Annotated in this window: 25 protein-coding genes, 1 tRNA gene and 1 pseudogene; 10 read left to right on the top strand and 17 right to left on the bottom strand. The window is 72.1% G+C overall.

What is annotated here, in order from left to right:
- Nucleotides 1-362, top strand: a pseudogene (locus tag LQ222_RS18050) (hypothetical protein); the annotation flags it as partial.
- A gap of 19 nt (nucleotides 363-381) precedes the next feature.
- Here the strand turns inward: LQ222_RS18050 and LQ222_RS18045 are convergent.
- Together LQ222_RS18045 and LQ222_RS18040 are read right to left on the bottom strand one after the other, a co-directional pair.
- Nucleotides 382-984 carry a thiamine pyrophosphate-dependent enzyme gene (locus tag LQ222_RS18045; RefSeq protein WP_230168229.1) on the bottom strand — a complete coding sequence of 201 codons (603 nt, stop codon included), beginning with the start codon at nucleotides 982-984 and terminating at the stop codon, nucleotides 382-384.
- Complete coding sequence (locus LQ222_RS18040; protein WP_230168228.1) at nucleotides 981-1,514, bottom strand: thiamine pyrophosphate-binding protein; 534 nt, start codon at nucleotides 1,512-1,514, stop codon at nucleotides 981-983. Before LQ222_RS18040 ends, LQ222_RS18045 begins: the two co-directional genes overlap by 4 nt.
- Before the next feature lie 197 nt (nucleotides 1,515-1,711).
- Between LQ222_RS18040 and LQ222_RS18035 the strand changes: the two genes are divergently transcribed.
- Nucleotides 1,712-2,191 carry a DUF188 domain-containing protein gene (locus LQ222_RS18035; RefSeq protein ID WP_230168234.1) on the top strand — a complete coding sequence of 160 codons (480 nt, stop codon included), beginning with the start codon at nucleotides 1,712-1,714 and terminating at the stop codon, nucleotides 2,189-2,191.
- A gap of 145 nt (nucleotides 2,192-2,336) precedes the next feature.
- On the opposite strand, the gene LQ222_RS18030 is transcribed toward LQ222_RS18035, so the two are convergent.
- The 9 genes from LQ222_RS18030 to LQ222_RS17990 all read right to left on the bottom strand — a co-directional run bounded on the left by LQ222_RS18030 (nucleotide 2,337) and on the right by LQ222_RS17990 (nucleotide 10,585).
- Nucleotides 2,337-4,895, bottom strand: a complete 2,559-nt coding sequence (locus tag LQ222_RS18030) for a calcium-binding protein (protein ID WP_230168227.1) — start codon at nucleotides 4,893-4,895, stop codon at nucleotides 2,337-2,339.
- Between the two features lie 453 nt (nucleotides 4,896-5,348).
- Nucleotides 5,349-5,885, bottom strand: a complete 537-nt coding sequence (locus LQ222_RS18025; RefSeq protein WP_230168226.1) for a M23 family metallopeptidase — start codon at nucleotides 5,883-5,885, stop codon at nucleotides 5,349-5,351.
- 151 nt (nucleotides 5,886-6,036) lie between these two features.
- The gene (locus tag LQ222_RS18020) at nucleotides 6,037-6,624 is read right to left on the bottom strand and encodes a thermonuclease family protein (protein ID WP_230168225.1); all 588 of its coding nucleotides are present in this window, start codon (nucleotides 6,622-6,624) and stop codon (nucleotides 6,037-6,039) included.
- Nucleotides 6,625-6,716: 92 nt separating this feature from the next.
- Nucleotides 6,717-6,793: transfer RNA gene (locus LQ222_RS18015), tRNA-Met, on the bottom strand.
- A gap of 20 nt (nucleotides 6,794-6,813) precedes the next feature.
- On the bottom strand, nucleotides 6,814-7,917 hold the full coding sequence (gene mnmA, locus LQ222_RS18010; protein WP_230168224.1) for a tRNA 2-thiouridine(34) synthase MnmA: 1,104 nt from the start codon (nucleotides 7,915-7,917) through the stop codon (nucleotides 6,814-6,816).
- 12 nt (nucleotides 7,918-7,929) lie between these two features.
- Nucleotides 7,930-8,658 carry a TenA family protein gene (locus LQ222_RS18005; protein WP_230168223.1) on the bottom strand — a complete coding sequence of 243 codons (729 nt, stop codon included), beginning with the start codon at nucleotides 8,656-8,658 and terminating at the stop codon, nucleotides 7,930-7,932.
- A 4-nt stretch (nucleotides 8,659-8,662) separates the two neighbouring features.
- Entirely contained in the window at nucleotides 8,663-8,992 is a 330-nt protein-coding gene (locus tag LQ222_RS18000; protein WP_230168222.1) for a ferredoxin family 2Fe-2S iron-sulfur cluster binding protein, read from the bottom strand.
- Between the two features lie 2 nt (nucleotides 8,993-8,994).
- Nucleotides 8,995-10,185, bottom strand: coding sequence for a cysteine desulfurase family protein (locus tag LQ222_RS17995; protein WP_230168233.1), 1,191 nt, complete (start codon nucleotides 10,183-10,185; stop codon nucleotides 8,995-8,997).
- Nucleotides 10,186-10,384: 199 nt separating this feature from the next.
- Complete coding sequence (locus LQ222_RS17990; protein WP_230168221.1) at nucleotides 10,385-10,585, bottom strand: DUF465 domain-containing protein; 201 nt, start codon at nucleotides 10,583-10,585, stop codon at nucleotides 10,385-10,387.
- 204 nt (nucleotides 10,586-10,789) lie between these two features.
- Between LQ222_RS17990 and LQ222_RS17985 the strand changes: the two genes are divergently transcribed.
- A complete protein-coding gene (locus LQ222_RS17985) occupies nucleotides 10,790-10,966 on the top strand; it encodes a DUF465 domain-containing protein (RefSeq protein ID WP_230168220.1) in 177 nt (58 codons plus the stop codon).
- 212 nt (nucleotides 10,967-11,178) lie between these two features.
- On the opposite strand, the gene LQ222_RS17980 is transcribed toward LQ222_RS17985, so the two are convergent.
- A complete protein-coding gene (locus LQ222_RS17980; protein ID WP_230168219.1) occupies nucleotides 11,179-11,736 on the bottom strand; it encodes a DUF1013 domain-containing protein in 558 nt (185 codons plus the stop codon).
- A gap of 111 nt (nucleotides 11,737-11,847) precedes the next feature.
- Here LQ222_RS17980 and LQ222_RS17975 point away from each other — a divergent pair, with 111 nt between their 5' ends.
- Nucleotides 11,848-12,042: a DUF1192 domain-containing protein gene (locus tag LQ222_RS17975; RefSeq protein WP_230168218.1), complete on the top strand. Its 195-nt coding sequence runs from the start codon at nucleotides 11,848-11,850 to the stop codon at nucleotides 12,040-12,042.
- 324 nt (nucleotides 12,043-12,366) lie between these two features.
- Complete coding sequence (locus LQ222_RS17970) at nucleotides 12,367-13,875, top strand: YdiU family protein (protein ID WP_230168217.1); 1,509 nt, start codon at nucleotides 12,367-12,369, stop codon at nucleotides 13,873-13,875.
- Between the two features lie 9 nt (nucleotides 13,876-13,884).
- Here the strand turns inward: LQ222_RS17970 and LQ222_RS17965 are convergent, their stop codons facing one another.
- Together LQ222_RS17965 and LQ222_RS17960 are read right to left on the bottom strand one after the other, a co-directional pair.
- Nucleotides 13,885-14,235 carry a DUF2200 domain-containing protein gene (locus tag LQ222_RS17965; RefSeq protein WP_230168216.1) on the bottom strand — a complete coding sequence of 117 codons (351 nt, stop codon included), beginning with the start codon at nucleotides 14,233-14,235 and terminating at the stop codon, nucleotides 13,885-13,887.
- 155 nt (nucleotides 14,236-14,390) lie between these two features.
- Nucleotides 14,391-14,861: an Hsp20 family protein gene (locus LQ222_RS17960; RefSeq protein ID WP_230168215.1), complete on the bottom strand. Its 471-nt coding sequence runs from the start codon at nucleotides 14,859-14,861 to the stop codon at nucleotides 14,391-14,393.
- 240 nt (nucleotides 14,862-15,101) lie between these two features.
- Between LQ222_RS17960 and LQ222_RS17955 the strand changes: the two genes are divergently transcribed.
- Nucleotides 15,102-16,070 (top strand): 2-hydroxyacid dehydrogenase, encoded by a 969-nt coding sequence (locus tag LQ222_RS17955; RefSeq protein WP_230168214.1) that lies wholly within the window; start codon nucleotides 15,102-15,104, stop codon nucleotides 16,068-16,070.
- Nucleotides 16,071-16,454: 384 nt separating this feature from the next.
- A complete protein-coding gene (locus LQ222_RS17950; RefSeq protein ID WP_230168213.1) occupies nucleotides 16,455-16,805 on the top strand; it encodes a hypothetical protein in 351 nt (116 codons plus the stop codon).
- 264 nt (nucleotides 16,806-17,069) lie between these two features.
- On the opposite strand, the gene LQ222_RS17945 is transcribed toward LQ222_RS17950, so the two are convergent.
- Both LQ222_RS17945 and LQ222_RS17940 read right to left on the bottom strand, forming a co-directional pair.
- The gene (locus tag LQ222_RS17945; RefSeq protein WP_230168232.1) at nucleotides 17,070-18,149 is read right to left on the bottom strand and encodes a cysteine desulfurase family protein; all 1,080 of its coding nucleotides are present in this window, start codon (nucleotides 18,147-18,149) and stop codon (nucleotides 17,070-17,072) included.
- A gap of 2 nt (nucleotides 18,150-18,151) precedes the next feature.
- On the bottom strand, nucleotides 18,152-18,634 hold the full coding sequence (locus LQ222_RS17940; RefSeq protein WP_230168212.1) for an Rrf2 family transcriptional regulator: 483 nt from the start codon (nucleotides 18,632-18,634) through the stop codon (nucleotides 18,152-18,154).
- A 387-nt stretch (nucleotides 18,635-19,021) separates the two neighbouring features.
- Here LQ222_RS17940 and LQ222_RS17935 point away from each other — a divergent pair, with 387 nt between their 5' ends.
- From LQ222_RS17935 to LQ222_RS17925, 3 genes are all read left to right on the top strand, one after another.
- Nucleotides 19,022-19,690 carry an alpha/beta hydrolase gene (locus LQ222_RS17935; protein ID WP_230168211.1) on the top strand — a complete coding sequence of 223 codons (669 nt, stop codon included), beginning with the start codon at nucleotides 19,022-19,024 and terminating at the stop codon, nucleotides 19,688-19,690.
- A 284-nt stretch (nucleotides 19,691-19,974) separates the two neighbouring features.
- The gene (locus LQ222_RS17930; RefSeq protein ID WP_230168210.1) at nucleotides 19,975-20,940 is read left to right on the top strand and encodes a tripartite tricarboxylate transporter substrate binding protein; all 966 of its coding nucleotides are present in this window, start codon (nucleotides 19,975-19,977) and stop codon (nucleotides 20,938-20,940) included.
- A gap of 340 nt (nucleotides 20,941-21,280) precedes the next feature.
- Nucleotides 21,281-22,171 carry a dihydrodipicolinate synthase family protein gene (locus LQ222_RS17925; protein ID WP_230168209.1) on the top strand — a complete coding sequence of 297 codons (891 nt, stop codon included), beginning with the start codon at nucleotides 21,281-21,283 and terminating at the stop codon, nucleotides 22,169-22,171.
- Between the two features lie 63 nt (nucleotides 22,172-22,234).
- Here the strand turns inward: LQ222_RS17925 and LQ222_RS17920 are convergent, their stop codons facing one another.
- Entirely contained in the window at nucleotides 22,235-23,329 is a 1,095-nt protein-coding gene (locus tag LQ222_RS17920) for an anhydro-N-acetylmuramic acid kinase (RefSeq protein WP_230168231.1), read from the bottom strand.
- Nucleotides 23,330-23,334 lie beyond the last annotated feature (5 nt).

Here is a 23,334-nt window from a genome sequence, read left to right as displayed (position 1 = left end):
TTGGGTATAAAGGACAGCCCGCGGTGCCCGCCACGGCGCCGACCGCCCTGCCCCTGCGCGCGCGCCCGGAGGCGACCGCGGTGACCATCGCGACCGTGCCGGCCGGCCGGCCCGTGCTGCTGCGCCCGGCGCGCGACCCGGATTTCGTGGCGGTGGAAGCGGCCGGCGGCGCGCGGCTGGGCTACGTGCCCGCGGCGAGCTTTCCGGCCGCGCCGGTCGCGCGCGCCACGGCGCCGCCGCCACCGAATGCGCCGCTGCGCGTGCTGGCCGCGAGCAACGTGGTGCGCCGCGACAATTTCCGCGAGACGGTGGGCGACATGTCCCGTGCCGCGGCGGGCCAGGGCTTCGAGCCGGGGATCTGACCGCCCCGGCCGCTGCGTGTCAGACCGGCTGGGCCATGGCCCGCATGAAGCTCTCGCGGAAGCGGATCGGGTCGCGGTCGGTCTGGGTGCGGCCGGGTTCGCTGTCGGTCTTCACGCCGATCAGGTGCGGGCCGTCGGTGGACAGCGCGCGCGCCACCAGCGCGTCGAATTCGGCCTCATCCGCCGCCCAGGCGGCATTGGCGATGCCCGAGGCACGGGCGATCGCCACCATGTCGGTGCGCGCCGCGGCCGATGGCGTGCCCTGCCCGCCGGTGATCTGGTAGATCCCGTTGTCCCACAGGATCACCGCCAGGTTCTTCACCCCCTGCGCCGCCACGGTGGACAGGCAGCCGAGCTGCATCAGCAGCGACCCGTCGCCCTCCAGCGCAAACACGCGCCGTGCCGGCTGCGCGAGTGCCACGCCCATCGCGATCGGCACCGCCAGGCCCATGCTGCCCAGCATGTAGAAATTCTCCGGCCGCGACTTGTCCGCCGCCCAGAGATCCCAGTTGGAATTGCCGATGCCGCCGACCACGGCCTCGCGCTGCGTCAGCCCGGCCACCAGGCGCTTGGTCAACGCGGCGCGGTTCATCACATGAAGGTTGTCGGTGGTGTCGGTCATGACCGCTTCCCCGTCAGCAGCGGCGAGAGGATGAGGCAGGCCGGCCAGCGCGTGGCGAAGGCCTGGCGGATGGTGCGGTCGGCCACGAAGGCGGCCTCGTCCAGGCGCGACATGGTGTGGTGCTCGATGCCCATGCTGTCGAGGATGGGGCGCATGGTGCGGCACACGATCGCCTGGCCGGGGTTGAATTCCCCCATCGTGCCGCGTTCGGACACCACCATCACGACCGGCACCTGGAACGCGACCGGCAGGGAAGCCAGCGCATTGGGCAGGGTCGCGAAGCCCGAGGTCTGCATCAGCACCGCCGCGCGCGTGCCGGCCATGATCGCGCCGGTGGCGATGCCGATCGCCTCCTCCTCCCGCGCGCAGGGGAAGGCGGTGAAGTACGGGTCGGCGTGGATGCCCTCGATCAGCGGGCGCAGCACGTTGTCGGGCACGTAGGGCACGAGCCGGACCTGGTTGTCCTTCATGGCCTGGCGGAGCGTGGCGTGCCAGGTCGTTGGCGCCTCCAGCGGTGTCGTCGCAGTCATCCTGGCGTGTTCTCCCGCGCATATCGTCCCGGCGTCGCGTGCCGGCGCCGCGTGGCACGGCGGCCGGGGGCCGGAGCACGACGCCACGCAGCGACGGGGTATCGCATCGCGCGCGCACGCCGCCAAGCCGGGGGGCGCCCGGCGGACAGGGCACCAGGCCCTTGCCTTCCCGACCCACCACGCCGCACATCACGCCGATGGACAGCCCGCCCCGCCTGCTGGTCGATGCCGATGCCTGCCCGGTGCGCGAGGAGGCGATCCGCGTCGCCGCGCGGCTGGGGCTGGGGCTTGTCCTGGTGACCAACGGCGCCCGCCCGGTCCGCCCGCCCGGCCTGCCGGGGATGCGCCTGGTGGTGGTGGCGGAAGGCGCGGACAAGGCCGATGACTGGATCGCCGAGGAAGCACGGCCGGTCGACATCTGCCTCACGGCCGATATCCCGCTGGCGGCGCGCTGCCTGGCGAAGGGTGCGCTGGCGCTGTCCTTCAAGGGGCGGCCCTGGACCACGGACAATATCGGGTCGGCGCTGGCGGGGCGGGAGGTGGCGCGCCACCTGCGCGAGATCGGCGCGATGGGCGGCGGGCCGGCGCCGATGGATGGCGCGGACAAGTCGCGCTTCCTGAATGCGCTGGACACCATGTGCCAGGCGGCGCTGCGCCGCGCACGCGGGCAGGCGTAGGTCAACGGGTTCGGCGGCGGTTCGGTGCTGGATCGGTCGCCCGGCGGGCGATGACGGGGCCGATATTGCGGCCGCGTGCCGCGCCTGGGGCGCGGGGGGAAGGCCGGCGCGGCTCCCGGGCGGATACCCGGGAGCCGCGACCGCGTCAGATGAAGATGAAGTCGGTTTCCTTCAGGTCGGCGGCGACGATCCCGTCCATCGTGATGAGCAGGTTCGCCGTGCCATTCCCGTCGGTGTCGACCTGCAGGACGCTCCCATCCATGCGGGCCTGGCTGCCGTCGCCCGACTGGAAGGTATCGGCGCCACGGTAGGTGAAGTCGCCGATCAGGCCGGTGAAGATGAACCGGTCGACCCCGACATCCCAGTCGAGGATGCGGTCGTTGCCATCCGCGGAGGCGAAGATGAACACGTCCGCGCCATCGCCGCCGCCCAGCGTGTCGTTGCCGACCCCGCCGCGGAGCTGGTCGTTGCCGCTGCCGGCGATCATCAGGTCGGCGCCCGCATTGCCGCGCAGCACCATCGAGCCGGTGTCGAGGCTGCCATCGATGGTGTCGGCCAGGTTGCCGCCCACCACCAGCTCGATCCCGGAGACGACCACGCTGTTCGCGGCGGTTGCCGAGAGCGTCAGGCGGTCATTGCCGGCGCCCAGGCTGATCTCCGTGCCGAGGGTGGCCGCGGCGGTCAGCGTCAGGATGTCGTTGCCGGTCCCGCCGTTGACGTCCTCGACATTGGCCACGCTGAAGCGGTTGCCGCCATCCGCGAGGTTCAGCACGTCAAGGCTGGCGCCGAGGTCGACCAGGCCGGCGGTCTTCGACGCGCTCAGCGTGATGGTGTCGACGTCGCCCGACCCGGTCACCGTCTCGATGTCGCCACCGAGGGTCAGGGTGCGACCCACCGACAGGATGACCTGGTCGGCGCCCGCGCCCAGCGTGATCGAGTTGGTCGCGGCGTCGGTGATGGTGATGACGTCGTTGCCGCCACCGCCGGTCACCGTCTCGACCCCCGCGACGCTCAGCGTCGTGTTGCCGGTGGCCGCCAGCGTCAGCTTGTCGTTGACGCCGCCGCCGAGGTTCACCACGCCCGAGGCCTGCGCCGCGCCGAGGGTGATCACGTCGGCGGCGCTGCCGCCCGTGATCACCTCGACGTTGCTGACCGTCAGCGTGTTGGGGCCGTTGAACAGCGTCAGCGCATCGGCGCCGCCGCCGAGGTTGATCTGGCCCTGGCCCTGCGCCGCACCGAGGGTGACGCTGTCCGCCCCGGTCCCGCCGGTGATGGTCTCGACACCGATCGCGGTCAGCGAATTGGTGCCGTTGAACAGCGTGAGCGTGTCGAGCCCCGCCCCGAGGGCGACGCGCGCACCGGTCACCGCCGCGCCGAGGGTGATCTTCTCGACGCCGCCGGCGCCGCTGATCGTCTCGACATTCAGCACCGTCAGGGTATTGGCCGCCCCGATCAGGGACAGCGCATCGTTGCCGGCGCCCAGGTCGACGCGGCCGGTGGCCTGCGCCGCCGTGAAGGAGACCGTGTCGTCGCCGGTGCCGCCGGTGACGGTCTCGACGCTGCTGAGGCTGACCGTATTGCCGCCATCCGCGAGGACCACGCGGTCCGAGCCGAGGCCCAGATTCGCCACGGCGCCGCTGACGGTCTCGCCGAAGGTCAGGACGTCGTTGAAGCCGCTGCCGACGACGGTCTCGACGCCGGTGACGGTCACGGTCGTCGTCGCGGTCAGCGTGACGGTGTCGTCGCCGCCGTCACCGCCCACGACCGACTCGACGCCGCTGATGCGGGCGTTGTTGGCGCCGCCATTGGCGAGGATGAGCGTGTCGGTGCCCAGGCCCAGCTGGTAGTTGCCGGTGGTGGTCACCTGCGTGACCGTCACGGTGTCGGCGGCGGAGCCGCTGCCCTGCACGGTCTCGACATCGGCGCCGACGGTCAGCGCGTTCGGGCCGGTCGCCGCGAGGATGACCTTGTCGTTGCCCGCGCCGAGCGCGAGCACGTTGGCGTTGGTGGCGGCGTCGCGGAAGGTCACCTGGTCGTTGCCGGTGCCGGCGCCGTTCACCGTCTCGACCCCGCGGATGAAGACCGTGTTGTTGCCGCTGGAGTGCAGCGTGAGCGTGTCCGAGCCGTCGTCGAGCAGCGCGTTCACGCTGCTCGCCGCGGCGGCCAGCGTGATGTTGTCGTTGCCGGTGCCGCTGCCCTGGATCGTCTCGGTGTTGCTGAAGCTGCCGGTGTTGTTGACGTTCGCGAGCACGACCCGGTCGGCGCCGCTGCTCATGTTGATGACGGTCGAACCGATCGCGTCGGTGTAGGTCACGCTGTCGTTGCCGAAGCTGCCGGCCAGATTCTCGACGCCGGTGACGGTCAGCACGTGCGCGCCGGTGGTCTGCAGCACCAGGCTGTCGGTGCCGCCGCCGAGGTTGACGATCGTGCCGGCGGAGATGCTGGTCAGGCTGATGGTGTCGCCGCCCGAACCGCCGAGGATCGTCTCGGCGTTCGCGATGAAGGCGCTGTTGCCCGCGTTGCTGAACTGGATGCGGTCATTGCCGCTCGACATGTCGATGATCGTGCCGGTCAGCTGGCCGCTGAACGTGACGGTATCGTTGCCCCCCGACACGGTATCGGTGGTGGCGGACCCGACCACGGTGTCCAGGCCGTTCAAGGCGCCGGCGACCGTGACGGCGCCGCTTACCGGAATGAAAGCCATCGAAATTCCTCCTACGTCCCCTGACTGTGAGACGATGAATAGAATGTTAGTGAGCGGCTTTCAACGTCAAAATAAAAAAACAATTAAGATTTTTTGTCTCAATTCACGCTACAGAGGGTGTCCCGCAGCGTGCGAAAGCCGCCGTCACCAGGCCGATAATGCGCTGAATCCAAAGAAATTTCGGGCATGATCGCGACGGCGTCGGGACGCGCCACGCGAAACGCCGCCCGCAAGGCGACGGTGTAACAAGGTTGTGCGCACAGCCGCCGGCCGATCTGCGCGCCTGGTGGCGACGCCCATCGCGCGTCGCGCCGCCATCGCCCGGGAGGCACCCCGGCGCGGTGTCGGCCTGGACCATGGTCCGGTCGTGGTGGCTCTCGGCGCGCGCCGCACGCCATTGTTTTCGCGAGCGTCCTTGTCCGTCCAGCCGATTCCGGCTGAACGGATGATGCGCTACCGACGCGCGGCCGCGGCCCCCTCGGCGACCTGCATCCCGTCATCCGAGCACGCCGTGCGCGTCAGCCAGGGCCAGGGATCGACCGGCCGGCCGAAGCGGCGCAGTTCGACATGCAGATGCGCCCCGGTGGTGCGCCCGGTCCGCCCGACCGCGCCGATCAACTGGCCCGGCAGCACCTGGGCGCCGACCCGCACATCGCCGGCGACCCGCGACAGATGCGCGTAGCGCCCGACGCTGCCGTCGCGATGCTCGATGTCGATGATGGTGCCATAGGCGTACCAGCGCCCGGTGAAGACCACCGTGCCGCCGGCGGCCGCGCGCACCGGCGCCCCATGCGGCGCGCGCAGGTCCACCCCGGGATGGAAGCCACGCCCACGATACCCGAAGCCCGAGGAGTATTCCCCCGCCACCGGCATGCCGACCGGGCAGGGCGCCGCGACCACCGCGCCCGGCAGCAGCGCGGCCGCCAGGGCAAGGCCGGCGATCGCGCGCGGCATGGCGGTCCTGCGCGTCATCGGGCGCGTCTGGCGCATGCGGGAAGTCTCCGTTCTGGTGTCGTGAAGCCTCGGCCCCCGAAGGAACCGGGGGCCGCCCTGGCGCCTGCATTGGCGGGGCGGGCACGACCCGTCAAGGTGCGAACGGTTGAACGACGATATGAATATGCAACCGTAACGGGAGGCGCGGCTAGGGGCGGTGCCGCGCGCGCCAGTCCCAGGGCGCGTCGAACCGGCCGTCCCACAGGCCGCGCCGGGCCTCGCGCGCCGCCGCTTCCTGCGCGACGTAGTCGGTCGCGTAGCGGGTGAAGGCCAGCGCCCAGCCCTGCCGCACGAGTTCGGCACCGATGTCGCGGCCCTGCTCGTCGTGGCAGCGCACGATTCGGCGGCGGTACTGGTCGGTGTCGAGCTGCCGGCAGGCGACCACGCCACGCCCCACGACGCCCGCCATGGCGGCGCGCGCCGCCTCGCCGCAGGGATAGCGGCCACGCGGGCCGTCGCAGATCTGCGCCATCTCGGGGGCATCGATGCCGTGGATGCGCAGGCGTTCGCCGCCCATCGACAGCGTGTCCCCATCCACCACGCCGACCCGCGCGGTGAACTGCGCCGCCGGCGCCGGTGCTCCCTCCGGGATGCCGTAGGTGACGCGCGGCAAGGGTGTGACCGGGAGGATCAGCCCGGCCTGCCAGCCGATCGCCACGGCACAGCCCGCCAAAGCCAGCGCCGCCGGCCAGCGCAGCCACCACGGCAGGCGCAGCCGCACACGCAGGCGCTGCAACGCCGTTCGGCGATCACCGGCATTCAGGGCATCGCGGAGGTCGGGCGGCTGCCGGCGGCGGTGGAAGATCACGCGGCCCCCGGGGCTTCGGATGGTAGCGGCGAGCGGACTTGAACCGCTGACCCCGGCATTATGAGTGCCGTGCTCTAACCAGCTGAGCTACGCCGCCATCCACGCGAGGGCCGCGAGTTAGGCCGCGTGCCGCGCGCTGTCAACCGATCCCCGCGCACGCAGGAATCCACCGCCCAGCACGCGGTCGCCATCATACAGCACGCAGGCCTGGCCGGGTGCCACGATTCCCGGCGCGTCCAGCACCAGTCGCGCGAGGCCCGTCGCCGCATCCCAGGTCACGGTCGCGGCGCGCGGCACCTCCCGCGCACGCAGCTTGGCCGTGCAGCGCAGCGGCGCCGCGGGCGGGTCGATCAGCCAGTTCATCTCGCCGGCCACCGCCTGGTCGGTCTCCAGCGCCGCGCGCGGGGCCACGATGATGCGCCGGCGCGGCGCGTCCACGCCGGCCACATACAGCCGGTCCGCGCCATCCCAGGACGCAGGGCCCAGGCCCCTGCCCTGCCCCACCGTGTAGCGCGCGATGCCGTCATGCGCGCCGACGACGCGACCATCGGCGGTCGCGATTTCACCCGGCGCCAGCGCATCCGGGCGCAGCTTGCCGACCAGCGCATCGTAGCGGCCCTCGGGCACGAAGCAGATGTCCTGGCTGTCGGGCTTGTCGGCCACCGCCAGGCCGAAGCGCGCGGCCAGCGCGCGCACCGCGGCCTTGTCGGGCATGTCGCCCAGCGGAAAGCGCGCCAGGGCCAGTTGGTCGCGCGTGGTGGCGGCCAGGAAGTAGGACTGGTCGCGCGCGGGGTCCGCCGCGCGATGCAGTTCCGCGCCGTCCGGCCCGTCCAGGCGGCGCGCATAATGGCCGGTGGCCAGCGCCTCGCAGCCCAGGTCGCGGGCCAGCGCCACCAGGTCGCGGAACTTCACGGTCTGGTTGCAGCGGATGCAGGGGATCGGCGTCTCGCCGCGCGCGTAGCTGTCGGCGAAGTCGCCGATCACCTCGCGCGCAAAGACCTTCTCGCGGTCCAGCACGTAGTGCGCGATGCCGAGGCGGTCGGCGACGGCGCGCGCATCATGGATGTCCTGCCCCGCGCAGCAGGCCCCCTTCTTCTGCACCGCGGCGCCGTGGTCATACAGCTGGAGCGTGGCGCCGACGACCTCGTGGCCCTGCTCGGCCAGCAGGGCGGCGACGACGGAGGAATCGACGCCGCCCGACATCGCGACCAGGACCCGCATGGCGCGCGCGCCCTATGCGCTGCGACCGGCCGGACGCAGGCCGCCCGCCGCATCCAGCCCCTGCTGCCAGAACCGCTGCTCAAGCCGCGCGGCCTCGGCGAAATCCGCCGCCAGCTTGGCGAAGCGCGCCTCCCCGCCATGGCTCACGCCCAGCGCGTCGATCCGCGCCGCGGCGGCGCGCGCCATGGCCTGGTAGTCGTCGGCGGCATAGGTATTGATCCAGGACTGGTAGATGTTCCCCGCCACCTGGCGCGCCGGGTCGGCCAGGATGCGCAGCGCGACCTCCCCATAGCCGACCGTGCAGGGCACCAGCGCGATCTCCAGGTCCAGGATGTCGCCATGCAGCCCGCGATCCAGCACCCAGCGCGTGTAGGAAACCGTCTCCGCGCTCTCGGGCGTGGCGAGCACATCGGCTTCCGACAGCCCCCATTCGGCGCAGTACTTCAGGTGCAGCTTGGTCTCATCCAGGATGGCCAGCACCGCGGCGGCCTTGTCGCGCATGGCGGCGACGCTCTCGCCCTTGACCACCGCCAGCGCCTTGGCGCGGGCGAAGTGGATCAGGAACAGGTAGTCCTGCACCAGATAAGTCTGGAAGGCCGGCAGCGGCAGCGACCCCGCCGACAGCGCCTGCACGAAGGGGTGCCACGTGTAGCCCGCCCAGTCGCCCGCCGCGGCGGCGCGCAGCCGGCGGAACAGCCCGCCCTCGGCGCCGAAATCGGTGTCCCAGCGCGGCGCGGCCATGGTCTCAGCCGCCGGCGTTGCGGCTGCCGGCCGGCAGCTTCACCGTCAGGCCGTCCAGCGCATCGGTCATGATCAGCTGGCAGCCCAGGCGCGAGGTCTCCTGCAGGTCGAAGGCCAGGTCGAGCATGTCCTCCTCGTCCTCGGTCGGCTTGGTCAGCTTCGCGAACCAGGTGGCGTCGACGATGACATGGCAGGTCGAGCAGGCGAGCGAGCCCTCGCAGGCGCCCTCGATGTCGACGCCATGGCGATGCGCGATCTCGAGCACGGACAGGCCGAGCGGCGCATCCACTTCCTTGCGCGTCCCGTCGCGCTGGATGAAGACCATCTTCGGCATTGCTACTCCGCCGCCCTGGTTGTTCCGGAAACCGCGCGGGACCATGCCTGTGCCAGCATGGCGGCAGCGCGGTCCACGTCGGCGGGCGAGGTAAAGCGTCCGATGCCGATCCGCAAGGTGGCGCGCGCCCGCGCCTCATCCAGCCCGATGGCGCGCAGCACGTAGGAGGGCTCGACCTCGGCCGAGGAACAGGCCGAACCGGTGGACACGCACAGCCCCGGCGCCGCCGCCATGATGTCCTGCGCCGACACCCCGCCGGGGAAGGCGAGACTGGCATTGCCGGCCACGCGCGGGGCGCCCGGCGCGTTGATCTCGATGCCCGGCACGGCGGCTGCCAGCGCGGCCAGGAAGCGGTCGCGCTGGCCGGCGATGCGCCCGGCATCGAGCATCCCTTCGCCGGCGGCGATCCGCGCCGCCTCGCCGAAGCCCACCACCAGCGGCGCGGGGAGCGTGCCGGACCGCAGCCCGCGTTCCTGCCCGCCGCCCGAGAGCAGCGGCGCGATCCGCACCCGCGGCCGGCGCCGCACATAGAGCGCACCGATGCCCTTGGGTCCGTAGATCTTGTGCGCCGACAGGGAGAGCAGGTCGGCCTGGATCGCGGCCACGTCCAGCGGGATGCGCCCGGCCGCCTGGGCGGCATCGGTATGGAACAGCGCGCCGGCGGCCTTCGCGATGGCGCCGATCGCGGCCAGGTCCTGGATCACGCCGGTCTCGTTGTTCACTGCCATGACGCAGACCAGCAGCGTGCGGTCATCGACCGCGGCGCGCAGCGTGTCGGGGTCGACCAGGCCGTTGGAGTCGACCGGCAGGATGACCGGCTCGAAGCCTTCGTCCTTCAGCGCCTTCGCGGATTCCAGGACGCATTTGTGCTCGGTCGCGAGGGTGACGATGCGGCGGCGGTCGGATCCGCTGGCGGCGGCGAAGCGGGCGGCGCCCTTGATGGCGAGGTTGTTCGCCTCGGTCGCGCCGGAGGTCAGCACGATCTCGCGCGGCTCGGCGCCGATCAGGCCGGCGATGTGGGCGCGGGCTTCCTCGACTGCTTCCTCGGCGGCGCGGCCCAGCGCGTGCTCGACCGAGCCGGGATTGGCGAAATTCTCCTCCCACCAGGGCCGCATGGCGGCGAGGACGCGCGGGTCGACCGGCGTGGTGGCGTGGTTGTCCAGGTAGATCGGGCGGTTGGGCGGCGCGGTCATGCAGGAAAGATGGTCCATGAACCCCTGCGGCGGGAGCGCAGCGGGTCGTTGGTCTGTCCCCCGGGAAATGCAGGGCTGGACAGGGTGTGGGTGTCCGCGCGCGCAGCGCAAGCGCCGGATGGCGCGGCGGCGGCGCCCGGCGCGTGCCCAGGTCGGCCGGCGCGGACCGGCGCCCCGATGCCCCCGCCGGGGCGCCCGGTCAGGCGATGATGTCGGGCACCAGGCGCCCTTCCAGCCAGGCGACCTCGTCCTTCAGCTTCAGCTTGCGTTTCTTCAGCCGCTGCAGCTGCAACTGGTCCACGGCCGACCCATCGAGGCGCGCGATGACGGTGTCGAGGTCGCGGTGCTCGCTGCGCAGTTCGTGCAGGCGGCGCAGCATGGCGTCACGGTCGGCGATCATGGCCGTCGGCCCCGAGGCAAGTGTGGTGGAAACGAAGTTGTGGGATGCATTCGTTCAGGCATCGCCCCTATCATGCCATGGCCGGGGCGCGACAGCCATTCCCGGTCGTCGCACCCGCGGTTTTCCGGGGGCCGGGACACCGGCCCCGAACCCTGGCCTCGGCCCTCAGGGCCGCGGCCCCAGTGCGGATAGGACGCGCCATTCATGCCGCTTGATGCCCGGATCGCTTCCCTCGAGGACCGCCACGCCGCCCTTGAGCGCCGAATCCTGGACGAAGACCGCCGGCCGCAGCCCGATGGGCTGGAACTGGCCAAGCTGAAGCGGGAAAAACTGAAGCTCAAGGAGGAGATGGAGCGCCTGCGGGCCGCCACGCGGCACTGACCGGCGCCGGCGCGCGGCACGCCGGCAACCCCGATGGGCGGCCGGCGGGCCTGGCGCGCCGCCGAGGTTCGGATCGCGCCATCCGAGGCGCGGCACCGGCGCTGCGCCCGCGCCATGCCGCCGCTGCAACCCATCGGGCGCCGCGGGCGACACGTCAGCATGCGGCCGCCGGACGCTTGGGCGGGCCGGCGCAGCGATCGTCGTGACTTCGCTCAGGCCGCGTCGTCGGCCGGCAGCGGTTCGGCCGGCGCCACGCCGCCGATCGCCGCCACCACCGCATTCAGGTCCCCCTGGCTGCACAGGCCCAGGATCACCGGGTCGCGCGGCTTGATGTTCGCGCTGTTCCAGTGGGTCTTGTCGCGCACCTTGGCGATGGTGTCCTTGGTGGTGCCGAGCAGTTTGGCGATCACCGCATCGGGCAGCGTCGGGTAGTTGCGCATCAGGAAGGCGATGCCGTCCGGACGGTCGTTGCGCTTGGACACCGGCGTGTAGCGGCCGCCCTTGGCGCGCTGCTTGGGCAGCACGATGGTGCTCTCCTGCAGCACCAGGCGGGCATTCGTGTCGGCCTCGCACCGCGCGATCTCCTCGCGCGTGAGCTGCCCGGTGGCCACGGGGTCGAAGCCCACGATGCCCTGCGCCACCTCGCCATCCGCGATGGCCTGGATTTCCAGCGGGTGCATGCCGACGAAATCGGCGATCTGGTCGAAGGACAGGGACGTCTTGTCGATCAGCCACACGGCGGTGGCCTTCGGCATCAATGGCTGGGGCATGGGCGGACCTCGGGTGGCCGGGGCAGGAGCGAACCCCCGCGACAATGTGCGGCCCCCTATACTGACGCGGCAGGGCAGGGTCAAAGCCCTGATCGACAAGGAGGCGACATTATGACCGGCCCGGACCAGGACGAGTTGCCCCGCAAGCGCCAGGTGCTGGAGAAGCCGCGCTTCGACGGCTGGGATGTGGGCCAGCTGCGCGACTACATCGCGCAACTCCAGGCCGAGATCGCGCGCGCCGAGGCCGGGATCGCGGCGCGCGAGGATCACCGGGCGGCGGCGGAGGCGTTCTTCCGGAAAGGCTGACGCGCCGCGGGCGGATGTCGTCGCGCGCTCGGGTCCGCAAGGCCGCCCGGCCAGCCCGCGGGGGCATCCCGGCCCGCCGCCCGGCGAACATGTCGCGGGCGGAGAATGTCGCCCCGCGCCAGGCCGCGAATGCGCGCGGGCCGGCAAGCGGTCGGTGCGCGGCCCTTCAACGCGATACACCGCGGAGGCTCCACGCTGGGCCGATGCTGGCACGCCGATGGCGGTCGCGCGCGGCCCGGGCCGCCAGATGGCCGCGCGCCCGCCGGCGCGGGGCGGGCGCCCGCGGCCCTTGCGCATGACTGCCGCAGGCGCGATCTGGACCGGATGCCGGACATCGCCCCGCCCGCCCCGCCCCCCGAAGCCGGCATCCGCCCGGCCTTCGACAATTCCTACGCCCGCCTGCCCGATGCGCTGTTCGCCCGCCTGCCGCCCACCCCGGTCAGCGCGCCGCGGCTGCTGCGGCTGAACACGGGGCTGGCGGGCGAACTCGGGCTGGACGCTGCCTGGCTGGCCTCGCCGGCCGGCGTGGCGATGCTGGCGGGGAACCATGTGCCGGAGGGGGCGGAGCCGATCGCGCAGGCCTATTCCGGGCACCAGTTCGGCCATTTCTCGCCGAGCCTCGGCGATGGGCGCGCCATCCTGCTGGGCGAGGTGGTGACGCCCGCCGGGCTGCGCCGCGACATCCAGCTGAAGGGATCGGGGCCGACGCCGTTCTCGCGCCGCGGGGATGGGCGGGCGGCGCTCGGCCCGGTGCTGCGCGAATACATCGTCGCGGAGGCGATGGCGGCGCTGGGCATTCCCACCACGCGCGCGCTGGCGGCGGTGGCGACCGGCGAGCATGTGTTCCGCGAGGATGCGCTGCCCGGCGCGGTGCTGACGCGCATCGCCGCCAGCCACATCCGCGTCGGCACCTTCCAGTATTTCGCCGCACGGCGGGACATGGGGTCGCTACGTGCGCTGCTGGACCACGCCATCGCGCGGCACGACCCGGCGGCGGCCGATGCGGCGAACCCCGCGCTCGCCTTCTTCGCGGGCGTGGTGGCGCGGCAGGCCGCGCTGGTGGCGCGCTGGATGCTGGTCGGCTTCATCCATGGCGTGATGAACACCGATAACTGCGCCATCAGCGGCGAGACCATCGACTACGGCCCCTGCGCCTTCCTGGATGCGTATCACCCCGAGACCGTGTTCAGCTCGATCGACCACCAGGGCCGCTATGCCTATGCGAACCAGCCGGCGATCGCGCATTGGAACCTCGCACGGCTGGCCGAGGCGCTGCTGCCGTTGATCGGCGCGGACGAGGCCGTGGCGGTGGAGCAGGCGAAGGCGGTGCTGGCGGGGTTCTCGCCGGCCTTCGGCGCCGCCTGGAAGGCGGGGCTGCTGGCCAAGATCGGCCTCAGCGACGAAGCGCCGGGCGACGAGGCGCTGATCCAGGACCTGCTGGCGCGCATGGCGGAGAACGAGGCCGATTTCACCCTGGCCTTCCGCCGCCTGGCCGACGCGGCGCAGGGTGATGCGGCGGGGTTTCGCGCGCTGTTCGCCGACCCGGCGGCGGCGGATGCCTGGCTGGCCGGGTGGCAGGCGCGGATCGCGGCGGACGGGGTCTCGCCGGCGGTGCGCGCAGCGGCGATGCGCGCGGTGAACCCGGCCTTCATCCCGCGCAACCATCTGGTCGAGGAAGCCCTGGCGGCCGCCGTGCAGAACGACGACCTGGCACCCTTCGAGGCGCTGCTGGAGGTGCTGGCGCGCCCCTTCGAAGACCAGCCGGGGCGCGAACGCTTCGCCGCGCCGCCGCGGCCGGAACAGCGCGTGCGGGCGACCTTCTGCGGGACGTGAGGCGGGCGTTCAGGCGCGCAGGATCTTTGCCATCGCCTTGCCCTTCGCGAGCTCGTCCACCAGCTTGTCGAGGATGCGGACCTCGCGCGTCATGCGGTCCTCGATGGTCTCGACGCGCACGCCGCAGACCACGCCCGTCACGAGCTGCCGCGCGGGGTTCATGCGCGGCGCGCGGGCAAAGAAGGTGGCGAAGTCGGGTTCCGTCGCGAGGTCCGATTCCAGCGATGCCTGGCCATGGCCGGTGAGCCAGCGAATGATCTCATCGAGCTCCGCCCTGCTGCGGCCCTTGCGCTCGACCTTGGCGAGATAGAGCGGATAGACGCGCGCGAGGCTCATCGCGGCAAGCGGTTGTCTGGTCATGCGCCCCCCGGTGCTGACGGGCGCAGCGTCAGCCAGGGTCGCGCGCAGCACAAGCCCGCGCCGCCCACACGAACGCCGCGCGCTGGTCGCGCGCGGCGTTCGGTCTCAAGGCACCCCGCCCCGGGCAAGGGGCGAGCAGGGCGGCGTGCCGAGCGTCAGGCCGCCTGGGCTTGCGGCGCGGCCTCGCCGGTGATGGCGGGGCGGCTGCCCTGCACCTGGATGCGGCGGGGCTTCAGCGCCTCGGGCACCACGCGCTTCAGCGCCACGTGCAGCAGGCCGTTCGCCAGCTCGGCGCCCTGCACCACGATGTGGTCGGCGAGGACGAAGCGGCGCTCGAAGGCGCGACCGGCGATGCCGCGATGGAGGAAGCTGCGGCCATCCTCGGGCTGCGGCTGCGGCCGGCCGGCGATGGTCAGCGTGTTCTCCTGCGTGGTGATGTCGATGTCTGCCTCGGAGAAGCCGGCCACGGCCATGGTCAGGACGTAGCTTTCCTCACCGGTCTTCTCGATGTTGTAGGGCGGGTAGCCGTTGGCTTCCGGCAGCGCGCGCGCATTGTCCATCAGGCGGGCAAGCCGATCGAAGCCGATGGCGGTGCGGAACAGGGGAGAAAAATCGATCGCGTTCACGAGGAACCTCCTGCGGTAGCAAGGTCCGATGTTGCGGATCCGGTCTCGCGGGCCCCCAGACGGGCAGCCCTGCCGTTCCGCGCCGGCAGCCCCGGGGGGCGCCGCCGACGTGACATCAGGTGGGCGCCGCCCGGGATGCCTTCAAGGGCCGGCGCCGCGCATCGCGCACGGCCCCCTGCCATGGACGCGGTTTTCCTCCGCGGCCTAACCTGCCGGCCCGTTCGTCCAGGAAAGCGTTGCATGGCACCCAGGATTCTCATGATGGAGAGCCCGCTCTCCGACATCCCCACCGCGCGCGAGATCGCGCCGCCCGGCATGGAACTGGTGGTCGCCCCCTTCGGCTCCGACGCCTTCAAGGCCGCCCTGCCCGGCGCCGATTTCCTGGTGGGCTTCGGCAACAAGGCGGTCGATGCGGGCTTCTACGCCGGCGCGCCGAAGCTCAAGCTGTTCCAGCTGCTGTCCGCCGGCTACGACACCGTGGACATCGAGGCCGCGCGCGGTGCGGGCATCCCGGTCTGCAACAATGGCGGAGCCAATTCCACGGCGGTGTCCGAGCACGCCATCATGCTGATGATGGCGACCTGCCGCCGCCTGGTCTGGCAGCACGAGAGCGTGGTCAGCGGCCGCTGGCGCGGCAACAATCCCGGGTCGGTGAAGCTGTTCGAACTGCGCGACAAGGTGCTCGGCCTGGTCGGGCTGGGGGCGATCGGCAAGAAGGTGGCGCGCCTGGCGAACGCCTTCGGCATGCGGGTGCAGTACTACGACATCAAGCGCGTCTCGGAAGCCGAGGAGGACGCGCTGGATGTCCGCTTCCGGCTGCTGAACGAGATCCTGCGGAGCTCGGACATCGTCTCCCTGCATGTGCCGCTGACGCCGGCGTCGCGGCACATGATCGGCGCGCAGGCGCTGGCGATGATGAAGCCCACCGCCTACCTGGTGAACACCTGCCGCGGCCCGGTGGTCGACGAGCAGGCGCTGATCGCGGCGCTGGACGGCGGGGTGATCGCCGGCGCGGGGCTCGATGTGTTCGACCAGGAGCCGCCGCCGGCCGACAACCCGCTGTTCAAGATGCCGAACGTGGTGCTGACGCCGCACTATGCCGGCCCGACCTGGGACAACCAGCCGGCGCGCTTCCGCAATGCCTTCGACAATTGCCAGCGGGTGGCGCGTGGCGAGGCGCCGCTCTGGGTCATCCCTGAACTGCAGTAGCGCGGGGATTGCGGCGCGCGGCAGCCCGCGGGCGGGCAGGCAGCGCGCCGCCGCCACCACCAGGGGTGACGGTCGCCCGCCGGCCCGCGAGCAGCGGGAGGCGCCGGCGCTCCGGGTGGTAGGCAAGACAGCATCGCGCCACCCAGGCGGCATGGACCGACCTTCGCGCGCGGCCGGCGCCGCCCGGGGGGGGGGCACAGGCGCGGTGCCGGCCGCGCGGCGCCCGACGCGACCTTGGTGTTCCAGGGTCACGCCCATTATTGCGAATGATTCGCAATTGTTCTAGTGCTGCGCCCTGCGGTGCGTCTCCCCGCGGCGGCGCGGCGCGGGTCGCGCCCTGCCCCGGCCAGGCCGCCGCGACCACGATCGAAAGGCGGTGCGCGCATGGCGCGAGGATTGACGGCGATCGCCCTGGCGCTCGGCAGCGCCCTGCTGGTGCAGGGCTGCGCCACCCGGCAAGGCTTCGAGGCCCGCATGGGGCGCTATGTCGGCCAGCCGGAAGCCGACCTGGTGGCGTCGCTCGGCGTGCCCGTCCGCAGTTTCCAGGCCGGCAACCGCAGCTTCCTGCAATACGAACGCCGCATGGTCACGGCGGATGTGCTGCCGGGCTGGGGCTGGGGTGGCGGCGTCAGCGTGCAGACCTGGCAATGCGACACCACCTTCGAAATCGTCGAAGGACGGGTCGTGAGCTTCACCAGCCGCGGCAATGACTGCGTCGCCACGCCGCCGCGCTGACGCGCATCGCGATCAGGTGGAACCATCCGACCGGACAACAGATGTCCGTGAACACATGGGGCCGGGGTCGCGTCCCGGGTGGTGGTGGAGGAGCGCCAGAGCCCGGGCGCGCCGCAGCGCCCATGGCTTTCGGGAGCGTCTGTGCCTGATCGGTTGACCTCCTCCGTTCAGGTGAAGATGACCGCGACAACGATGCAAGCGTCGCAGGACGGCAGCGCGCGCCCCTCGCCGGCGGCGCCCAGCCATGGACCGCCGCCGATGCGCTCACGCCGCCTGGCGCCGCACACGTTCGCGCATCGACGCCCAGCCCGCGATGAACCGCGCGGCCGCATCCTCCGGCGCGTTCCAGGGCAACGAGACGCGAATGGTGCAGGCCGCGTCGGCCCCCAGCCCCATCGCCGCCAGCACATGCGACTCGGCGACCTTGCCCGAGGAACACGCCGCACCCGCCGAGACCCGGATGCCCGCGAGGTCGAGCGCGATCACCTGCGTCTCGGCCGGTATGCCCGGCAGGGTGATGGCGGAGGTATTGGCCAGGCGCGGTGCGGTCGCGCCGGGGAAGCGCGCCTCGGGCGCGAGGGCGGCGATCGCCGATTCGATGGCGTCGCGCTGCACCCCCAGGCGCGGATCGGGCTGCGCCGCGGCGGCCGCGGCGGCAAGGCCGGCGATGGCGGGCAGCGGCTCGGTCCCGCCGCGCCGGCCGCGTTCCTGCCCGCCGCCGGCGATCACCGCCACCGGGTCGCGCCCCGCGCGCAGCACCAGCGCCCCCGCCCCCTTCGGCCCGCCCATCTTGTGGCCGGAGATGGCCAGGCTGTCGGCATCGCCCAGCAGGGTCGGCACGCGGCCCGCCGCCTGCACCGCATCGACATGCAGCAGTGCGCCATGCGCGCGGCACAGGGCGGCGGCCTCGGCGATCGGGTGCAGCACGCCGGTCTCGTTGTTCGCCGCCATCAGGCAGACCAGGGCCGGGCCGCCCTGCGCGAGCGCCGCCGCCAGCGCCGACAGGTCGATCGTGCCATCGCCCAGCACCGGCAGCAGCGTGGCACCTGGCGCGGCGCGCAGGACGGCGGGGTGCTCGGTGGCGCCCGCCAGCACGCGGCGCCCGGCGGACAGGCCCTGGACGGCCAGCGCATTCGCCTCGGTGCCGCCGGCGGTGAAGACCACATCCTGCGGGCGCGCGCCGAAGCGCCGCGCCAGGGTGGCGCGGCAATCCTCCAGCAGGCGCCGCGCTGCGCGGCCTTCGGCATGGACCGAGGACGGATTGCCCGGCAGGTCGAGCGCGGCGAGCACCGCGGCGCGCGCCTCGGGCCGCAGGGGCTCGGTCGCATTGGCGTCGAGCGACAGGCTCACGGGCCGCCGCCCTGCGCCGCCTCCGGCCCGGCCGGGGCGCGGGCGCGGCCGATGATGCGCTGTCCGACCACGTCGGCCAGCGTGACCCCGCCCAGGAACAGCCGGATCTGGTCGCCGAGCTCGGCCCAGAGGTCGTGCGTCAGGCATCGTTCGCCGGCCAGGCAGCCCGGGCCGCCATCCTCGCAGCGGGTGGCGACGATGGGTTCGTCGGCGGCCGCGACCACCTCGGCGATGGCAATGCCGGCGGGCGGGCGGGCCAGCCGATAGCCACCCCCCGGCCCGCGGGCCGAGGCGACCAGGCCGGCGCGGCGCAGCCGGGCGAACAGCTGTTCGAGGTAGGCGACGGACAAGTGCTGGGCGGTGGCGATCTCGTGCAGGGTCACCGGGCGGCCGTCGACGCAGCCCTGGTTGTGGCATTCGCGCGCGGCAATCTCGACCATCGCCATCACGGCGTAGCGTCCGCGGGTGGACAAGCGCATGGCCTACTCCGCTCCCTTCGCAACCCTGACCGGCATGTCACACATGGGGGTCCTGTCGTGATTCTGTTATGAAAACCCGACCGGCCTCCGTATAGTGCCGGGGCTCCGGGACACGGGAACCTCCCCCGGGGCACCACGGAATGCTCTGCGCCTTTGTTGAAGGAGCATCATTTTTCCTGCGAAGCGGCGCTTCGGGACGAAGGATGCCCTTTTCCGACTATTGCGGTCAAGAATGGGCCGCATCGATCGCATTCCCTGGTCGGGCGCCCCCGCGCCCACCAAGCGAGGTTCCCCAAACGTGCGGCAGGTCGCCGCGGCCGTCGGCTTCGCCCCCAGGGGCGTGCCGGGCCATTGGCCTGCGGCAGAGCGCATTGGACTGAACGCACGATGCCCGAGGTCATGTTCGCCGGGCCGGATGGCCGGCTCGAAGGACGTTATCATCATTCGAAGCGCCCCAATGCCCCGGTGGCCCTGATCCTGCACCCCCACCCGCTGCATGGCGGGACCATGAACAACCGGGTGTCCTACAGCCTGTACCAGCGTTTCCAGGCGATAGGCTTCTCGGTGTTGCGCTTCAACTACCGCGGCGTGGGCCGCAGCCAGGGCCGCTATGATGGCGGCATCGGCGAGGTCTCGGACGCCTGTGCGGGCCTGGATTTCCTGCAGGCGGTGAACCCCAACGCGTCCATGCTGTGGTGCGCGGGGTATTCCTTCGGCTCCTATGTCGGGATGCAGGTGCTGATGCGCCGGCCCGAGATGGGCGGGTTCATCTCGATCAGCGCGCCGGCATCGCACTACGATTTCGGCTTCCTGGCCCCCTGCCCCTGCAACGGGCTGATCTTCCACGGCGCCGACGACGAACTGGTGCCCGAACCGTCGGTGCGCAAGCTGGTCGACAAGCTGAACACCCAGAAGGGCATCACCATCGACTACCGCGTGATGCCGGGTGCTGGGCATGTCTTCACGCCCGAGCAGACCGAGAAGGTGGTCGATGCCGCCGAGGACCATGTGATGGGCGTGCTGAACCGCAGCCGGATGGCGCTCGCGGCCGACTGATCCGCGCCTGCGCGCCGAATTCGTGCAAGGCCGCCGGCACCACCGGCGGCCTTTTGCATGTCCGGGCGGGATGCGCCGGATCTCGTGCCCCCGCAGCAGGGGCACGCACGGGAACCATGGACAGGCTCCGCCACCGGCGGGCGACGCGCCATGGCCTGGATCACATGTGGCGGGGCAGTCGGGTGTCGGCCCGGTCAGGCGCGCAGCCTCGCAGCCGGTCGCGGGCTATCGCGCCGGCGTGGCAGCGGGCATCCTGCGCGCCAGGATCCGGAGGAGAACGCGCCATGACGCACCCCCTGACGCGCCGCGGCGTGATCGCAGCGACGCTTGCCGCGCCGGCGCTCGCACAGGCGCAGGGCGGCTGGCGCCCCGACCGGCAGATCACGATGATCGTCGCCTTCGCCCCGGGCGGCGGCACCGACGCCGCGGCGCGCACCATCGCGCGCTTCATGGAACGCGACCTGGGGCAGACCGTCGTGGTGCTGAACCGCCCCGGCGCGGGCGGCGAGATCGGCTTCAGCGAATTGGCCCGCGCGCGGCCGGATGGCTACACCATCGGCTTCATCAACACGCCCACCATCGTCACCATCCCGATCGAGCGGCGCGCCCGCTTCAAGCTCGATGACTTCGCGCTGATCGCGAACATCGTCGACGATCCCGGCGGCATCTGGGTGCTCAACGACAACCCGATCCGCGACTTCCAGGGCCTGCTGGCGGCGGCGCGCGCCGCGCCGGGCACCATCGGCTATGGCACCACCGGCATCGGTTCGGACGACCACCTGGCGATCCTGGCGATCCAGCGCGCGACCGGCACGCAGTTCCTGCACATCCCCTTCGCCGGGTCGTCGCAGGTCAAGCAGAACCTGATGTCGCGGTCGATCCCGCTGGCCGTGATGAACATGGCCGAGGGCATGAACGAATGGCGCCAGGGCGTGCTGCGCCCGATCATCCAGATGGGTGCGACGCGCTGGGAGCCCGCGGCGAGCGTGCCGACCCTGAAGGAAGCGGGGCTCGACATCGTGGAAGGGTCGATGCGCGGCATGGCCGCCCCCGCCGGCATGCCGCCGGAGGTGCTGGAGCGCCTGGCGCTGTCGGTGCGCCGCACGGTCGAGAACGACGATTTCAAGGCGTTGGCGGCGCAGCAGAACCTGCCGCTGCGCTTCCTGGCCCCGCCCGAATACCTGGCCGAGTTGCAGGCGCTGAAGGCGCGCTACGAGGCGCTGTGGGCGCAGCATCCGTGGCGGGAGTGAGCGCGATGGGCGTGGTGGCGCGCAACGGCATGCCCTGCACAGCGGCGCATCGCCTGCCCCGTGCAGCACACGCTGTGGTTTGTGCGAAGCACGGTCCGGTTGCGCACGGCGCGACCGAGCCCAGAACACCTGTCACCCGCGGCGCGACGCTGCGTGGCGCGCAACCCAACCGTCCGGCGCCCGCCGATCCAGCGACGCACGACGACTCGGATCGTGCGCCTGCACGATCCGGGAGCGCACGGCGCGACCGCGCCCAAACCACCCGTCGCCCACGGCGCGGCAGGGCATGGCGCGAAGGCAAGCCGGCGGATGCCGGCGCCCGCCGTTTGAGGGCACAAGAATGAAAGGCGTCTGGCCGATCCTCTATGCCTTCTTCGATGAGCAGGAACGGCTCGACCGCGGCGCGATGCGCGCGCAGGTCGAGGCCTGCATCCGTGGCGGCGCGCATGGCATCGCGGTGCTCGGCCTGGTCACCGAATTCCACAAGCTGACTCTGGTCGAACGCCGCACGATCATCGACTGGGTGCTGGAGGATGTCGGCGGGCGGCTGCCCGTGGCGGTGACGGTGAACGAGGCCGGCGTGGCTGCCGCGCGGGAGGTGGCGCAGGCCGCGCAGGCCGCCGGCGCCGCCTGGCTGATCCTGCAGCCGCCGCAGATCGCGGGCATGAGCGAGGCGGCGCTGGTGCGCTTCATGGGCGCGCTGGCGGAGGCGGTGTCGATCCCCTGTGGGCCGCAGAACAATCCGTCGATGATGGATGTGGCGCTGTCGGCCGGCGCGCTGATGACGCTGCATCGCGCGCATCCGCATTTCCGCATGATGAAGGGCGAGGGCCCGATCCTTTACGTGAAGCGCCTGATCGAGGAGACCGAGGGGGTGTTCTCGTTGTTCAACGGCCTGGCCGGGTTGGAACTGACTGACACCTTCCGGATCGGCTGCGCGGGGATGATCCCGGCGCCGGATGTGGCGGATGTGCAGGCGCGGATCTGGGATTTGATGGCGGCGGGCGAGGAGGAGGCGGCGGAGTCGCTGCACCGGTCGGTGCTGCCGATCGCGACCTTCATGATGATGCCGCGCACCGCGGAGCACTTCGCCGCGTATGGCAAGCCGTTCTTCGCGAAGCGGGCGGGGATCGCGCCGCCGCATGGGCGGAGGCCGTGTGTGGACCCGCATCCGTTGGGGGCGGAGATATTGGAGAGATTGGGGCGGAGGCTGCCGTCGTTGGCGGGCTGACTTTCGGCGGGGTCCGGGGTGACACTGTCACCCCGGCGGGGGCCGGGGGCAGCGCCCCCGCACTTACAACAGCGACCCCACGATCCGCCCGCCCTTGAGCGGCTGGCGCACCCCCGTCGTCCCCGGGAAGGTGATCGGCATCCCCTTCGCCACCCGCGCCGCCAGCAACCCGAAGGCCTGCGCTTCCAGCGCATCGCCGTCCCAGCCCGCGACCTCGACCGGGCGCACCGGTTCCTCCAGCGCGCCGGCCAGCGCCTTCATGATCGCCGGGTTGCGCCGCCCGCCGCCGGCCACCAGCCATTGCAGCGGCGGTTCCGGGAACAGCCGCGCGGCGGCCGCCACGCAGACCGCGCAGAAGGCGCACAGCGTCGCCGCGCCGTCGGCCGCGGAGAGTTCCGCCGCACCCGCTTCCTTCAGCGCGCGGTCGAAATCCAGCCGGTCGAGCGACTTGGGTGGCGGCGCCGACAGATACGGATGCGCCATCAGCCGCCCGAGCACCGCGCCATCCGCCTGGCCGGCCAGCGCCAGCCTGCCAGCCGCGTCGTAGTCCTTGCCGGTGTGCTGGCGCGCCCAGTCATCCAGCGGGCCGTTGGCGGGGCCGGTGTCGAAGGCCAGCATCTCGCCATCGGGGCCAAGCCAGGTGACGTTCGCCACCCCGCCCAGGTTCAGGATCGCGAGCGGCTTGGGCAGCGGCGCGGACAGCGCGCGATGGAACACCGGCACCAGCGGTGCCCCCTGCCCGCCCGCGGCCACGTCGGCGCTGCGGAAGTCGTAGGCCACCGTCATGCCGGTGCGCTTGGCCAGCGCCGCCGCGTCGCCGACCTGCCAGGTGAAGGGCGTGATGTTGCGCCCGGCCACGGGGGGGCGGTGCAGGATGGTCTGGCCGTGGAAGCCGACCAGGTCGGCTTCGAGCCCGATCGCCTCCACCGCCTCGGCATGGCGGTCGGTGATGCGGCGGATGGCATCGAGCAATTCGGGGTCGGTGGCGGACAGCGTCTCGGCGCGGTCGAGCAACGCGCGCAGGGCGCGGCGCAGCTTCGGGTCATAGGGCAGCGTCAGGCGCGGGCCGATCCGCTGGATCGCCTCGCCGTCCGTCTCCAGGTAGGCGGCGTCCACCCCATCCAGGGAGGTGCCGCTCATGAGCCCGATGGTTCTCAGCATTC

This window comes from Roseomonas sp. CECT 9278, from assembly GCF_918698155.1.
GTDB lineage: Bacteria > Pseudomonadota > Alphaproteobacteria > Acetobacterales > Acetobacteraceae > Neoroseomonas.
This window is presented reverse-complemented; position numbering and strand designations above follow the sequence as displayed.

What these genes read in the sequence shown, in the direction of transcription:
- LQ222_RS18045 (WP_230168229.1), bottom strand. Translation starts at nt 984, where the DNA reads ATGACCGACACCACCGACAACCTTCATGTGATGAACCGCGCCGCGTTG.
- LQ222_RS18040 (WP_230168228.1), bottom strand. Translation starts at nt 1,514, where the DNA reads ATGACTGCGACGACACCGCTGGAGGCGCCAACGACCTGGCACGCCACG.
- LQ222_RS18035 (WP_230168234.1), top strand. Translation starts at nt 1,712, where the DNA reads ATGGACAGCCCGCCCCGCCTGCTGGTCGATGCCGATGCCTGCCCGGTG.
- LQ222_RS18030 (WP_230168227.1), bottom strand. Translation starts at nt 4,895, where the DNA reads ATGGCTTTCATTCCGGTAAGCGGCGCCGTCACGGTCGCCGGCGCCTTG.
- LQ222_RS18025 (WP_230168226.1), bottom strand. Translation starts at nt 5,885, where the DNA reads ATGCGCCAGACGCGCCCGATGACGCGCAGGACCGCCATGCCGCGCGCG.
- mnmA (WP_230168224.1), bottom strand. Translation starts at nt 7,917, where the DNA reads ATGCGGGTCCTGGTCGCGATGTCGGGCGGCGTCGATTCCTCCGTCGTC.
- LQ222_RS18005 (WP_230168223.1), bottom strand. Translation starts at nt 8,658, where the DNA reads ATGGCCGCGCCGCGCTGGGACACCGATTTCGGCGCCGAGGGCGGGCTG.
- LQ222_RS18000 (WP_230168222.1), bottom strand. Translation starts at nt 8,992, where the DNA reads ATGCCGAAGATGGTCTTCATCCAGCGCGACGGGACGCGCAAGGAAGTG.
- LQ222_RS17995 (WP_230168233.1), bottom strand. Translation starts at nt 10,185, where the DNA reads ATGACCGCGCCGCCCAACCGCCCGATCTACCTGGACAACCACGCCACC.
- LQ222_RS17990 (WP_230168221.1), bottom strand. Translation starts at nt 10,585, where the DNA reads ATGATCGCCGACCGTGACGCCATGCTGCGCCGCCTGCACGAACTGCGC.
- LQ222_RS17985 (WP_230168220.1), top strand. Translation starts at nt 10,790, where the DNA reads ATGCCGCTTGATGCCCGGATCGCTTCCCTCGAGGACCGCCACGCCGCC.
- LQ222_RS17980 (WP_230168219.1), bottom strand. Translation starts at nt 11,736, where the DNA reads ATGCCCCAGCCATTGATGCCGAAGGCCACCGCCGTGTGGCTGATCGAC.
- LQ222_RS17975 (WP_230168218.1), top strand. Translation starts at nt 11,848, where the DNA reads ATGACCGGCCCGGACCAGGACGAGTTGCCCCGCAAGCGCCAGGTGCTG.
- LQ222_RS17970 (WP_230168217.1), top strand. Translation starts at nt 12,367, where the DNA reads ATGCCGGACATCGCCCCGCCCGCCCCGCCCCCCGAAGCCGGCATCCGC.
- LQ222_RS17965 (WP_230168216.1), bottom strand. Translation starts at nt 14,235, where the DNA reads ATGACCAGACAACCGCTTGCCGCGATGAGCCTCGCGCGCGTCTATCCG.
- LQ222_RS17955 (WP_230168214.1), top strand. Translation starts at nt 15,102, where the DNA reads ATGGCACCCAGGATTCTCATGATGGAGAGCCCGCTCTCCGACATCCCC.
- LQ222_RS17950 (WP_230168213.1), top strand. Translation starts at nt 16,455, where the DNA reads ATGGCGCGAGGATTGACGGCGATCGCCCTGGCGCTCGGCAGCGCCCTG.
- LQ222_RS17940 (WP_230168212.1), bottom strand. Translation starts at nt 18,634, where the DNA reads ATGCGCTTGTCCACCCGCGGACGCTACGCCGTGATGGCGATGGTCGAG.
- LQ222_RS17935 (WP_230168211.1), top strand. Translation starts at nt 19,022, where the DNA reads ATGCCCGAGGTCATGTTCGCCGGGCCGGATGGCCGGCTCGAAGGACGT.
- LQ222_RS17930 (WP_230168210.1), top strand. Translation starts at nt 19,975, where the DNA reads ATGACGCACCCCCTGACGCGCCGCGGCGTGATCGCAGCGACGCTTGCC.
- LQ222_RS17925 (WP_230168209.1), top strand. Translation starts at nt 21,281, where the DNA reads ATGAAAGGCGTCTGGCCGATCCTCTATGCCTTCTTCGATGAGCAGGAA.